Annotated in this window: 9 protein-coding genes; 3 read left to right on the forward strand and 6 right to left on the reverse strand. The window is 62.0% G+C overall.

The annotated features are described in order from the left end of the window. Window positions 1-97: 97 nt before the first annotated feature. Window positions 98-1,468 carry an amidohydrolase family protein gene (locus PMX72_RS03030; protein ID WP_271728986.1) on the forward strand — a complete coding sequence of 457 codons (1,371 nt, stop codon included), beginning with the start codon at window positions 98-100 and terminating at the stop codon, window positions 1,466-1,468. Window positions 1,469-1,558: 90 nt separating this feature from the next. On the opposite strand, the gene PMX72_RS03035 is transcribed toward PMX72_RS03030, so the two are convergent. The 6 genes from PMX72_RS03035 to PMX72_RS03060 form a co-directional block, all read right to left on the reverse strand. Further along, entirely contained in the window at window positions 1,559-2,032 is a 474-nt protein-coding gene (locus PMX72_RS03035; RefSeq protein ID WP_118206024.1) for a hypothetical protein, read from the reverse strand. Window positions 2,033-2,144: 112 nt separating this feature from the next. Then, the gene (locus PMX72_RS03040; RefSeq protein WP_117583949.1) at window positions 2,145-2,417 is read right to left on the reverse strand and encodes a metal-sensing transcriptional repressor; all 273 of its coding nucleotides are present in this window, start codon (window positions 2,415-2,417) and stop codon (window positions 2,145-2,147) included. Between the two features lie 48 nt (window positions 2,418-2,465). Continuing rightward, the gene (locus PMX72_RS03045) at window positions 2,466-2,687 is read right to left on the reverse strand and encodes a heavy-metal-associated domain-containing protein (protein ID WP_006235338.1); all 222 of its coding nucleotides are present in this window, start codon (window positions 2,685-2,687) and stop codon (window positions 2,466-2,468) included. Between the two features lie 147 nt (window positions 2,688-2,834). Beyond that, window positions 2,835-5,174 carry a heavy metal translocating P-type ATPase gene (locus PMX72_RS03050; protein ID WP_271728985.1) on the reverse strand — a complete coding sequence of 780 codons (2,340 nt, stop codon included), beginning with the start codon at window positions 5,172-5,174 and terminating at the stop codon, window positions 2,835-2,837. A 331-nt stretch (window positions 5,175-5,505) separates the two neighbouring features. Next, window positions 5,506-7,590, reverse strand: coding sequence for a protein kinase domain-containing protein (locus tag PMX72_RS03055; RefSeq protein ID WP_271728984.1), 2,085 nt, complete (start codon window positions 7,588-7,590; stop codon window positions 5,506-5,508). A 171-nt stretch (window positions 7,591-7,761) separates the two neighbouring features. After that, on the reverse strand, window positions 7,762-8,724 hold the full coding sequence (locus PMX72_RS03060; RefSeq protein ID WP_271728983.1) for an FHA domain-containing protein: 963 nt from the start codon (window positions 8,722-8,724) through the stop codon (window positions 7,762-7,764). Window positions 8,725-9,230: 506 nt separating this feature from the next. On the opposite strand from PMX72_RS03060, the gene PMX72_RS03065 reads away from it, so the two are divergent. Together PMX72_RS03065 and PMX72_RS03070 are read left to right on the forward strand one after the other, a co-directional pair. After that, window positions 9,231-11,480: a DEAD/DEAH box helicase gene (locus PMX72_RS03065; RefSeq protein ID WP_271728982.1), complete on the forward strand. Its 2,250-nt coding sequence runs from the start codon at window positions 9,231-9,233 to the stop codon at window positions 11,478-11,480. A 621-nt stretch (window positions 11,481-12,101) separates the two neighbouring features. After that, window positions 12,102-12,863 carry a ferredoxin family protein gene (locus PMX72_RS03070; RefSeq protein ID WP_117786968.1) on the forward strand — a complete coding sequence of 254 codons (762 nt, stop codon included), beginning with the start codon at window positions 12,102-12,104 and terminating at the stop codon, window positions 12,861-12,863. Window positions 12,864-13,127 lie beyond the last annotated feature (264 nt).

Here is a 13,127-nt window from a genome sequence, read left to right on the forward strand (position 1 = left end):
CCCTCTTCCTTCCGTTAACCGATGCGTCTGCAGCAATCCAGCGGGACTAGGTGATAATGGACAAATGTTCAAGTTAATCGTGAGGGAGGAGCTCGATATGGCATCTGCCGATCGTTCCACGTTGTTTATCAATGCGACCATTCTGGATGGTTCGGAGCATATGGAGCCGCAACCCGATATGGCCGTGACTGTTGAGCGCGGCGTCATCACCTGGATGGGGCCGAGTGCTGTGGCGCAGGCGCCTGCAGGTGCCGAGGTTATCGACCTGGGTGGTGCGTATCTCATGCCCGGTCTCATCAATATGCACGTGCACCTGTGCGGCTCGGGCAAGCCTGTCTCGGCCGGCGATGCGGGAGCGCTGATGAAGAAACTCGATAATCCCGTGGGGCGCGCCATCGTGCGCCGCATCCTCAAGGGCAGTGCCCAGCAGCAGCTGGCAAGCGGCGTGACCACGGTGCGCGGCGCGGGCGACCCGCTGTTTGCCGACATTGCCGTGCGCGACGCTATCGACGCCGGTAAGTATCAGGGTCCGCGCCTGGTAGCGCCGGGAACGGGCGTCACGGTGCCGGGCGGCCATGGTGCGGGCTTGTTCGCCCAGGTGGCCAACAGCCCCGTCGAGGCAGCCGAGCAGGTGCGAGACCTGTATGCGCGCGGTGCCGATGTCATCAAGTTGTTCGTGACGGGCGGCGTGTTCGACGCGACCGAGGTGGGCGAGCCGGGTGTGCTGCGCATGCCGCTCGATGTCGCCGCGGCGGCGTGCAAGGCGGCGCACGAGGTGGGCCTGCCGGTTATGGCCCATGTCGAGAGCACCGAGGGCGTACGCGCCGCGCTCCAGGCCGGCGTCGACACAATCGAGCACGGCGCTCCGATGACGCCTGAGATTCTGGAGCTGTACCGCGGCGCCGCGGGAACACAGCTCGAGGGACGTGCGCCGAGTGTGACCTGCACGATTAGTCCGGCGCTGCCGTTTGTGTTGCTCGATCCGGAAAAGACCCATTCGACCGACACCCAAAAGAAGAACGGCGACATCGTGTGCTCGGGCATCATCGAGAGCGCCCGTGCCGCACTGGAAGCTGGCATTAAGGTGGGCCTGGGCACGGACTCAAGCTGCCCGTTCGTGACGCAGTACGACATGTGGCGTGAGGTTGCCTATTTTGCCAAGTATGTCGGTGTGAGCAACGCCTTCGCGCTGCATACGGCTACGCAAGTCAACGCCGAGCTGCTGGGGCTGGGCGGCGAGACCGGTACGATCGAGTGCGGCAAGGCCGCCGATATCCTGGTGACGCGCAAGAATCCGCTCGATGACCTGTGCGCTCTGCGTGAGCCGACGCATGTGATGTGTCGCGGTGATCTGGTACGCAAGCTCAAGGTGAAGCGTATTCCCGAGGTGGACGCCGAGCTCGACGCGATTATGGCCATGCCTGCCGAGGCGCTGGCTGAGGAGCTGGCCCGCGACGGTGTGGCGTAGATGTGACAAAGGGGCAGCTCCGTTGCCGCATGCAAAAAGCCGAGGTCTCAACACGAGGCCTCGGCTTTTATTTTTCCTATGGTGTAGCTGCTAGGAGCGCGTTTCCATCTTGGCGTGGCACTTGGGGCAAGTGACGCGGATCTTGCCCTTGCCCTTGGGGACGGACAGCATCTGACCGCAGTTGGGACACTTGAGGTACGCCGTGGTCTTGCGGCCCTTCCACATCTTCTTGGCCGTTCGCTTGGCGCGCTCAAAGTCTTCCTTGCTGGTGCCGGCCGCGCGCGAGGCGTTGGCGGCCGCAGTCCCGCCGCCCAAGCTGGCGACGAACTTGCCTAGGCCGGGGACGTTTGCGGTCGCCGCGACAAAGGCATCGTTCTCCTTGCGGCGCGCGTCGATGTTTTTGGACAGGCCGCGCAGCACGCCCAACACGATCACGGCGATGGCGATCCAGCTGAGCCACTGGATACGGGCCATCGATCCGATCATCGCGATGACGATTCCGGCAAAGCCCATCACGATGGTGAGCTCATCGGCGCCGTTGCGACCCTTCATAAAGTCATTCATGCACATTGCCTTTCATTCGATATGCTGCACGCCTTTATACCCGATTTAGAGCAAGGGGGACAAGTTCATCTGCACCAATGTGGTGCAAACGTACCTGTCCCCATTGCACCAATTACTTGGCGAGTTTGTCGACGACGCGTTCGATCTCGGCGAGCTTGGCGGCTTTGAGCTCCTCGTCGCCCGATTCGATGGCCGAGGCGACGCAGCCCTCAATGTGGGCCTTGAGCACGTCGGCGTTAATGCGCGCGAGGAGCGCCTGCGTTGCCATGAGCTGCGTGGAAATATCGACGCAGTAGCGGTCCTCCTCGACCATCCGCAGGATGCCGTCGATTTGACCGCGTGCCGTCTTGAGCATGCGGGTCACCGATTTATGGTCTGCCATCATGGCGGGTCCTCGTTTCTGGTCGATGGGGTCGAATGTCTCTGGTAGCTGCTACGCGGCGGTTACGGACAGGGCGTGGAACTTCTCGCCGGCGCCCTCGACGGCGGCAGCAAGCTGCTCGGCGGTCACGGTGTCGGCGCACTCCACCTGTACGGTCTGAGTCTCGTGATCGGCATCGGCGTCGGTCACGCCGGCAACGTTGAGCAGTGCCGTCTCGACAGTAGCGTCGCAGTGGCCGCACATGAGGCCGGAAGTCTTGATTGTGTATCGCATCGGTATTCCTCTCTGTTGTGTCGGCTTTCCCAGGCACCCGACCTTGACCTTCAAGCCGTCGCTCGCGTACCAAAGTACGCGTCGCTCCTCTTTCAGGTCAATCTCTGGCACCTGGAAAACCCGTTCTAAATGGACGTAATAGTGAGCCTATTTTGCCACTTTAGGCTTAAAGGTTCGCAGGCGCAGCGCATTGCTTACGACGCACACGCTCGACAGGCTCATGGCCGCGGCGCCAAACATCGGCGAGAGTTGCCAGCCGGTGAGGGGGAAGAACACGCCTGCGGCGAGTGGGATGCCGATGCCGTTGTAGAACAGCGCCCAGAACAGGTCCTGCTTGATGTTGCGGATCGTGGCGCGCGAAAGCTCGATGGCACGCGCAACATCCATAAGGTCGCTGCGCATGAGCACCACGTCGGCGCCTTCCTTGGCGATGTCGGCGCCGGTGCCGATCGCAAGGCCCACGTCGGCGCGCGCCAGGGCGGGGGAGTCGTTGATGCCGTCGCCCACCATGGCGACCTTGCCGCCCGCATCCTGCAGTTCGCGCACGTGGCGTTCCTTGTCGGCGGGGAGGACGTCGGCGATGACCTGTTCGCTGGTGAGTCCCACGCGGCGGGCGATAGCCTTGGCCGTCACGCGGTTGTCGCCGGTGAGCATGCGCACGTCGACGCCGAGCTTGCGGAGCGCGGCGATGGCCCCGGCGCTCGTCTCTTTGACCTCGTCAGCCACGGCGATGGTGCCGACAAGCTCGCCGTTCTTGGCAAAGAACAGCGGTGTTTTGCCCTCGGCGGCAAATTGCTCGGTAAGACCCGCGGGCACGGTAACGCCCAACTCGTTCATCAGGCGTACGTTGCCGGCGGCGATGACATTCTGCCCCTCGCGCGCCGTTACGCCACGACCGGGCACGGCGGCAAAGTCCTCGACCATGCGCGCGACAATTCCGCGTGCCTCGCACTCGGCCATAATCGCCTCGGCCAGCGGGTGCTCGCTCGAGCGCTCCAACGCGGCGGCCAGCTTGAGCAGCGACTTTTCGCTCATGGCGGGCGAGCCGTCAGCACGCGTGGCTACTACGATATCGGTCACGGCAGGCTTGCCGCGGGTGACCGTGCCCGTCTTGTCGAGCACCACGGTGCCCACACTGCGCAGATTCTCCAGCGCCTCGGCACTCTTGAACAGAATGCCCATCTCGGCGCCCTTGCCGGTACCCACCATAATGGCGACGGGCGTGGCCAGACCCAGTGCGCAAGGGCAGCTGATCACCAGCACGGCCACGGCGGAGGTGAGCGCCTCGTTCATGCTGCCGGTCAGTGCCATCCACACTACAAAGGTCACGACCGAGATTACAAACACCACGGGCACGAACACGCCGGCGACCTTGTCGGCCATGCGGGCGATGGGCGCCTTGGTGGCGTTGGCGTCCTCGACGAGCTGGATAATCTTGGCGAGCGACGTGTCGGCGCCCACACGCGTGGCGCGGAAGGTAAACGAGCCCGTGCGGTTGACCGTGGCCGCGTTGACAGTGTCGCCGGCGGTCTTTTCCACGGGGATGGACTCGCCGGTGAGCGCGCTCTCGTCCACGGCCGAGCTGCCCTCGAGCACCACGCCATCGACGGGGATGGACTCTCCGGGGCGTACGCGCAGGACCTGGCCGGGAAGGATGCTGTCGACGTCGACGGTGGTCTCGGTGCCGTCCTCTGCCACGACGGTCGCGCTCTTGGGCGCCAGGTCGATGAGCGCCTCGATGGCGCCGCCGGTCTTGGATTTGCTGCGTGTCTCGAGGTATTTGCCCACGGTGACGAGCGACAGGATCGTGCCCGCACTCTCAAAATACAGGTTGCCCATGCTCGTCATCATGGCCTCGTGGATTTGCCCGGCGGCCAGCTGGTCGGCCATGATAAACATGGCATAGAACGACCAGGCGACGGAAGCGGTGGCGCCCACGGCAATAAGGGCGTCCATGGTGGGCGCGCCGTGCGCGAGCGATTTAAACCCGTTGATAAAGTACGCGTCGTTGACATAGACGATGGGGATAAGCAGGACGAGCTCGGTGAGGGCGAGCGTCATGCTGTGGGTATGGTCGGTGAAAATGCCGGGCAGCGGCCAGCCAAGCATGTGCCCCATGCCTATGTAGAACAGTGGGATGAGGAATACGATCGAGACGATGAGACGAGTGCGCATGGCAGAGGCGGCGGCCTCCAGTTTTTTGGTGGGCGACTCCATATGGGCGGCGCCGGACCTGGCTTGCGTACTGCCGCTTTGGGCGGCGTCGGTGCCCGTGCTGACGGGTGAGGCCGAGTAGCCAGCGCGATCGACGGCGGTGCAGATGTCGTCGGGGGTGACCTGCGCGGGGTCGTAGTCCACCAGCATAGAGCCGGCGAGCAGATTGACCGCGACGCTCTCGACGCCGTCGAGCTTGCTCACGGCACGATCCACGTGCGCCTGGCAGGCGGCGCATGTCATGCCACCCACGTCGAACTTATCTTGAGCCATGGCTTCTCCTTTCTGTGGTTCGCTGTTGGAATTGTTAACCTGCTGATACTATACACCCATACCCCCTGGGGGTGTCCAGTAATGGTTGGAATGTATGACTTTTCATTACAGATGAGGGCGGCTGCTCAATCGGTGGCCGTCCTAACCAATCATCTCAATCTGTAACATCTAGAGAGTTTTTTGACCCCTTACTGTTACAGATTGAGATGTTGTCTCGCGGGGTTGGGGTTTTGTCTCGTTCCGTAACATCTAGACCTGTATCTGCCGAGCTGGTGTTACAGATCTAGACAATTGCCGGGGAGGGGTCCCGTCACGGCAAGACGCCCGCTCCCTAGATGCAGAACCCGGGGATCACGCAGGTTCGCTTGCTTGGCTTTTCCGCAGGCGTTGCGTACGTAAAGACGTCGCCGTCGTAGCCCACACGGTTCATATAGAGCGTGCCTTCGCTCTCCGATGTGTCGGGGCTTGCCGTACGCTCCCACCAACAGACATCCTTGCCCTTCCACTGGCGAACCAACGTCTCGTTCGTGGTGTACGGACTTACCTTGAGCTCGCGGAAGAGTTGGTACTCCTTGCCCTCGCCGTTATAGATGTCGGCCAGGTAGTGAAAGCCCTCGGCAAATGACTCGGGCGGCTGCACTCCGCACAGCTCGACCATGGCGGGCAGCCAAAGGGTTGCGGGCAGCTCGCTCAGACACGATGCGCTTCTAGCGGCGCCAACGTTATTCGAGATCTTTTTGACAGATTTGATGAGTGCGCGCAACTCGTTGGGCAGCAGCTTAAGGCCGTCGTTATCGAGCCATTCCCGCAGCTCGCAATCTGCCCAGCCGGCGCTCAACGGTTGGGCCGCGGCATCGCGTTCGGCAATGCCGGCATCGAACATAAACGTCAGTCTGGCCTTGCCCGTACCGTCTAGAAGCTCGTCGTGGCGGATGCCCACAAGCTGCGCGCCGACCTGCAGCCCGTTGGTGAGCGTGACACGCTTGGTACACGGATAGGGGATATGCCCATCGGCATCAAGCAGGTGATAGCGCTTGGCAATCTCGCGTGCCTCGCTACGGGTCTCGGCGGCCTTAATCTTGAGCGAAATCTCCTGCAGCTGATCCCAAGTGTAGTCGTCAAGTGAACTGCGGATGCCATCCAGGTAGTCGGGGATGCCAAAGCCATGGGTTGCCGCCCCGATAACGCCGAGCCCCGCAACGGCTGCGACAACGCCACCGATAATAAAGCGGCGGTGGGTCATGGCATCGTGCCGGGCCTGCGCCAGGATCTCTCGCGCGCGCTCGCCGGCGACGTCGACCTTAAGGTGTGTACCGGAGTCGATGTCGATTGCGGCCTCATCTCCTGCGCCTTCGCGGCCTTCGGATTCGGAATCGGTGAGGTATGCCGAGAGCACCTCGAGCATCTGCTGCTCGGTGGGACGATCGCACCGCTCGACTGAGATGCCTTTCATGATGATCTGGACAAGCGCTTTGTCGCCCTCACATCGCGGCTCGAGCGGTGCCGGCTTGGTCTTGGTCTTTACGAGATAGAACGAGCCGGTTGCAGCGGCGTCCGTCGACTCAAAGTCAAACGGTTTGCGACCGCTGTAGAGCTGGTACAGAATGCTCGAAAGCGCATAGACGTCGATTGCCGGCGAACGGCGAAGGGCCGCGATGCCTTCGATATCCTGCGTGAGCATCTCGGGCGCGGCGTATGCGGGCGTGGCAAAGCGCCAGATGTCGGCGCGCCGGGTGATCGTATCGTCACCGAGGGCCATGGTCGCGGAGCCCATGTCGATGAGACAGGGGTCAAAGGAGCAATCGGCAATCTGCTGCTCGAGCGTTCGGCTGGTGGTGCGGAACATGATATTGGCAGGCGACAGGTCGCGATGGACGACCGGATTCACAAGGCCTTGGGTCATCAAGAGTGCGCGAAGCACGGCGCTTCCAACGGCGGCCACCATCTGGGTGGTTAGCCCGCCCGAGGCATCGTGCGGAAGCAAGGGCAGCGCCTGCTTGAGCGATGTTCCCTCGACCCACTCCATGAGGATGAGCGGGTCATCCTCGCACGATCCGTAGCCATAGACGCGCGGAAATCCGCGCAGGTGCGAGACGGTACACAGATGACGGTACTCCTCGAACAGCGCGGCGGTGTTAGCCAGGTGCGCAGCCGCTTGCTCGGCGGAGCGATCGGGCGTCTGGTCGGAAAGAATGGCGTTGTCCTTGAGTAGCTTGACGGCAAAGACCTCGCCGCTCGTGTTGGTCGCGCGCAGCACGTGCCCGATGTTGCCGTTGTCGCGGTGGGCCGTCTGGAGAATAAGCGTCATAAACCGACGCTTGGCATCATCCTCGGCGCTGGGGTCTACCGCCACGGCGGTGTCGAACGTGTCAAGACGGATGAGTTTGTCGCCATAGGCGCTATCGGTAGTATCCATGGCGTTCCTTTGTCTGGCATGGGTTGCCGCGCGTATACGTGGGCAGTGCGGATATCGGCAAAATACCATGATAGCCGCACTACCCACGTATACCGTTGAGTATTGTCGTTTACGATGCAGAAGGTAGAAGACGAAAGACGGACGGCGACCGTCTTTTGATCGCCGTCCGCGCTAGTCCACAATGACAAGGAATGTCGTGTAGAGACCCAGATGGAGCCTGTCGCTGTTTTCGATTTTCACCGGGGGATAGATCTTGCCAGGCTCGCGTTGGTCGCGCGGCGGCTCAATCACAATATCGCCGTCACCCGCGCCCGATTCGAGCACTGTGCCGTTGGTCGATCCAAGGCCCTGGGCGTACCAGTGCCCACCCTCGAGCCAAATACGAAGATGCTCGCGCGAGGCGTCGGCGCCTACATCGGTGATGCTGGGCGAGGTTTTGGGCAAAGAACCAATCACGGTGCCGCGCGGATCGCGTGTGAGGGGATGGATTTGCATGTCGACGCAGTCGTCGGCATGTGTCCTGAGCAGACCGAGGTTGGGGGCGACGGCGCGCGGCTGCTCCAGGCTGCCCATAAAGCCACGTCCGACGGTGGTCTCGGTGGTGCCAAAATGCCCGCCAGTTTTACTATCGCAAAAGCGCTCAACGGTCGCCACGCCCTGGGCGGGATCGGCGAGTGCGCCCGTTGCCACAAAGAGCATCAGGAAGAGCGTGCTCTTTTCGCGCACGGTATTGCCATCAAAGTTGTCGATGTGATTGAGGGCATTTGCATATAGGCGGCTGTCCAGCTTGTAGCTGGCGAGAGCTGACATCATTTCGTTGGCTGCCGGACCGCAATAGTGCTCGGCGATTGCCTGATAGGCGGACTCGCCGCCGCCGAGCTTGCTACAGATTGCCGCGGAAAGGTTGAGCGTGGTGACGGTAAAGTCGCTGTAGATGGCGGGTGCGCACTGGTCGGGCTCGCGATGGACGATGTAGCGGGTGAGATACGAGCGGTTGGAAGAACATTTCTCGAGCAGGGTGCTGCCGAGATAAGAGTTTCCATTGATGAGCATTCGGGCGATTTCGAGATGCTTGAGACCGCCGAACGAGCGAATATCGTTATAGAGGACCGAGCAAGGCGTCTCTGCTGCCACGGATACCTCCTTTGATTGCTTCCTAGCCAATATGACGATAGGAATTAATGCCCCCCGGTGGGCGACGTATTAAATGGCTGCGCAATATATAGCGTAACCAAAGCAACATTATAGGCCACATGTTCGAAATTGCAGGAAGCCTGAGAGATTTGGTTATGACTGGACGGTAATCCCTCTCTGTCTTATTCTGAAAAATTAGGGGCCGGTTTTGCTTCGCAGCCGTTACAGATTGAGACAATCAGCCGGGCCCGCCCCGTCCGCCTCGTCATCTGTGGTTTACGTGGGGGCATACGGAGTGCGGGTATACTAACCGGCGGCGAATCTGCTCCATCGCTTAGAGCTGCTGCGTCTGGACGGCGCGTGATAGGGCTGCCAAAGCGATCGCCAGCGTGCTGAGCAACGTCCTCTCTGTGCGCACCTGTTTTGTATGTATTAGCGCACTACCAAGCACGCCCGCGCGGCCGCATGCCGTGTCCATTGCGCGTGCAGATAAGGAACAACAACATATGCGTAATTCTGTATCCGACGTCACCGACGCCGAGATTCTGGACGAGACCCGCGAGGCCATGACTCAGGCTGCCTTCGACGCGGCCGACGAGGCCAATGCCGCCGAGGCCGTTGAGTCCGCTACCGAGAGCCTGCCCGCCTTTGACGAGCTGGGCCTTTCCGACGAGATGCTTCGTGCCATCGAGAACCTGGGTTACACGGCGCCCACGCCCGTGCAGGCCGGTTCGATTCCCGTGGTGCTCGAGGGTCGCGACCTGCTTGCCGCCGCTCAGACCGGCACCGGCAAGACGGCTGCCTTTTTGCTGCCGACCATGAACAACCTGGAGCACATCGCTCCTCCCAAACCCGTACGCGAGCGCGGCGGCCGCAACCGTCGTCGCGGTGCTAAAAAGCCCGAGGGCAACGGCCGCGGTCCCGTGATGCTCGTCATCACCCCCACGCGCGAGCTCGCACAGCAGATCGACGAGGTCGCCGGCAAGATTGCCGACGTCACCGGCCATGTCGCCGTGACCGTCGTGGGCGGCGTGAGCTACAAGCCCCAGACCGCGGCCCTCAAGTACGGCTGCGACATCCTTGTCGCCACGCCGGGCCGTCTGGTCGATCTGATTGAGCAGGGCGCTTGCCACCTGAACGAGGTCAAGGTGCTGGTGCTCGACGAGGCCGACCGCATGCTCGACATGGGCTTTTTGCCCGCCGTTCGCCGTATTGTGCGCGAGACGCCGGTCGAGCGCCAGACGCTGCTGTTCTCGGCGACGCTCGACGAGGAGGCCGTGGGCGAGATCACCGACCTGGTGAGCGATCCGGCCCGCGTGGAGATCGCACCGGCCACGTCGACCGCCGACACCGTCGACCAGTTTGTGTTCCCGGTGTCCATCGAGGCCAAGAACAACCTGCTGCCCGAGTTCCTCAAAAAGGAGGGCCCGGAGCGCACTATCGTCTTTATGCGCACCAAGCACCGCGCCGACAGCTGCTGCCGTCGTCTGGAGCGCAAAGGCATCAAGGCCGCTGCGATTCACGGTAACCGCAGCCAGGCCCAGCGCGAGCGTGCCCTTTCGGCCTTCCGCGACGGTACCGTCGACGTGTTGGTGGCAACCGACGTGCTCGCCCGCGGCATCGACATTAGCGATGTGCGCTACGTCGTGAACTTTGACGTGCCGGCCGAGCCGACCGACTACATCCACCGCATTGGCCGCACGGGCCGCGCCGGCGAGCTGGGCTGGGCCATCACGTTTGTGACCGAGCAGGACGTGGACGAGTTCTACGAGATTGAGAAGCTCATGGACAAGACCGCCGACATCTACGAGGCCGGCGACCTGCACGTGGGTCCCAATCCGCCTGCGGTTGATCCCGAGCGCGACCCTGCGGCCTTTAAGGTGAAGAAGAAGACCAAGCGCGGCAAGTCCAAGAGCAAGAAGAAGCTTGAGCAGGCACGTCGCGACGGCAAACGCAACGGCGACGATTACGGCGATGTGGCCGGTCGTTCTAACCGCGGCCGAGACGAGCGTCGCGGCGACGGCGAGCGTCCGAGCCGTCCCAAGCGCGGCGGCAAGACCCGCGTGCGCGAGGGCGTTCAGGCTCGCGTAGACGAGGCTGTGGAGAGCGTGGCCCGCGAGGTGGCTGCCGAGGAGCGCGGCGGTGCTGCTGTCGTCGAGCAGGCCCCGTGCGGCAACCGTGCCGAGCGCCGTGCCAAACAGTTCCAGGGCGAGGCTCATCGCCGTCGCCGCGAGGACGAGGACCGCGGCGGTCGTCGCCGTGTTGAGCGCGAGGGCGAGGGCCGTGGCTCGCGTGGCGGCAAGCGTGGCTCGGGCGACCGTCGTCGTTTCGGTCGCGATGATGAGCGCGGTGGCCGTGATGAGCGTCGCGGCGGCGAGGGTCGCGGTGAGCGAGGTGCCCGTGGCGGTGAGTCCCGTGGCGGCAAGCGCTTTGAAGAGCGCGGTAGCCGCGGCGGCGAGCGTCGCGAGGGTGCTCGCAGCAATGGCGGCCGCGGCGGCGCTGGTCGTTCTAACGAGTCGCGCGATCGTCGTGACCCGCGTGCCAGCCGCGATCGTCGCGATGACTGGCGCAACTACGACGACACCCGCGAGGAGCGCCGTGGCGGCTATCGTGGCGGGCGTGGCGGCAACCAGACCGGCTCCCGTGGCGGCCGTGCCGGCGGTCGCGATAACCGTGGCAGCTATGGCAACAGCCGTGGTGGCAAGCGCGGCGGTAGCTCCCGTCGCCCCGGTGACGGCGGCGGCAAGCGCAAGTAACACACCCGTCGCGCGGTGAGGCGAGATGAGTTTGGGCCCCGAGCAGATTATGCTCGGGGCCCTTTTTGTTTGCCGTATCCGATCGCTAGTTCAAATGTGATTTCCTCGGGAATGCATCTAGAAGATGCCGTGGGCCTGTTTCCTGCCATGCGGCAATGGGTCCCATGGGGTGTGCCGTGCATTTTTTGGAGTATTCAGCAGCTCTAGCTGGCTGCATACGATTCGGTATTGCCAACGGTGGCCTTCAGATACCCCCTATGAGCGTTTTGAGTTAGATTTCGCCGTTTTTCGAAGCAAAGGTACGTCATTCTCGCTATGTCGGAACCCTAAATGACGCAGCGCCCTACAGTTTTGCCCGCCCGCGGCGGTGCTGGCGCGGTCACGTTGCAGAATACTCCGTTTTTTGCACGGGCTAGGATAGGGTACCTCAGGAGAACACGGCGGTATCCCGTAAATATATACAATCTGTACCGTAATTTATACAAAACGAAGAGGCAGACAGCGTAGGGTGGGTGCATTGGGGTGCTTGGTGCATTAAAACGGGGACCCTACGTGCCGTATACTCTGGCTGGATGTGAAAACGGCTTGACGCGTTGCCAGGCGTAGGGGGAGGGTGTCTAGATGAGCGTATTCGAAATTGTGTTTAGTCCGACGGGTGGAACGCAGAAGGTGTCTGGCCTTGTGGCTGGAGCGCTGGACAAAAAGACCGTTACCGTCGATCTGACCGATAGCGGGTTGGATTTCCACGAGGTCTCGATGACGAAGGACGACGTGGCTGTTATCTCCGTGCCAGCGTATGCCGGCAGAGTCCCTGCCGTGGCGGTCGACCGACTGAACATGGTTCACGGCAACGGAGCGCGGGCCGTTCTGGTGTGCGTCTACGGAAACCGCGCGTTTGAGGACACGCTCGTAGAGCTGGAGGACGTTGCGAAGCATGCGGGATTCCGGGTAATCGCGGCAGTTGCAGCCATTGCAGAACATTCCATTGCGCGACAGTTTGCTGCCGGTCGTCCGGATGCGCAGGATGCGGCGCAGCTCGCAGAGTTTGCGCAGCAAATTCAGCAAAAGCTGTTGGCTGAGGATACATCCGAGCCCTCTATTCCCGGCAATCGTCCTTATAAACAAGCCAGAGGTCACCGCATGGCACCTGAGGCAACAGAGGATTGCGTCTCCTGCGGTGCATGCGCCGCGGCGTGCCCCGTTTGTGCTATCGACAAGGGTGACCCCAAACGAGCAGCTGGCGAGGCGTGCATCTCCTGCATGCGCTGCATTGCCGTATGCCCGCGAGGCGCTCGTAAGCTTGATCCCAACAAGCTATCCGCTGTTTCTCAGATGCTGAGCAAGGTTTGCGTCGTGCGGAAGGAATGCGAGCTCTTTGTCTAGCGCATACGAAATTGGTGCAATGGGGCCAGGTTAATCTGCACCAACCTGGTGCAAACAAACCTGTCCCCAATGCACCAGAGTGAGGAGCGCCCCTGGGTGCCGGCAGAAAAGGAACGTCCCTAAGTGCCGCTTAAATACCGTTTATCGAAGAAAAAATACCGCTCACCGGTCATAATGATTGTTCTGGCTTTGGGCTTGTCTACAATAGCTCCCGTAAAAAGAAATGCGGAAGGTTACCGAGTCCCTCGGACGTGGGCCTAACCA

This window comes from Collinsella aerofaciens (assembly GCF_028207065.1).
Lineage (GTDB): Bacteria > Actinomycetota > Coriobacteriia > Coriobacteriales > Coriobacteriaceae > Collinsella > Collinsella aerofaciens_AR.

Bases quoted from the DNA above. Each gene is read 5' to 3' on its own strand.
- PMX72_RS03030 (WP_271728986.1), top strand. From the start codon at position 98: ATGGCATCTGCCGATCGTTCCACGTTGTTTATCAATGCGACCATTCTG.
- PMX72_RS03035 (WP_118206024.1), bottom strand. From the start codon at position 2,032: ATGAATGACTTTATGAAGGGTCGCAACGGCGCCGATGAGCTCACCATC.
- PMX72_RS03040 (WP_117583949.1), bottom strand. From the start codon at position 2,417: ATGATGGCAGACCATAAATCGGTGACCCGCATGCTCAAGACGGCACGC.
- PMX72_RS03045 (WP_006235338.1), bottom strand. From the start codon at position 2,687: ATGCGATACACAATCAAGACTTCCGGCCTCATGTGCGGCCACTGCGAC.
- PMX72_RS03050 (WP_271728985.1), bottom strand. From the start codon at position 5,174: ATGGCTCAAGATAAGTTCGACGTGGGTGGCATGACATGCGCCGCCTGC.
- PMX72_RS03055 (WP_271728984.1), bottom strand. From the start codon at position 7,590: ATGGATACTACCGATAGCGCCTATGGCGACAAACTCATCCGTCTTGAC.
- PMX72_RS03065 (WP_271728982.1), top strand. From the start codon at position 9,231: ATGCGTAATTCTGTATCCGACGTCACCGACGCCGAGATTCTGGACGAG.
- PMX72_RS03070 (WP_117786968.1), top strand. From the start codon at position 12,102: ATGAGCGTATTCGAAATTGTGTTTAGTCCGACGGGTGGAACGCAGAAG.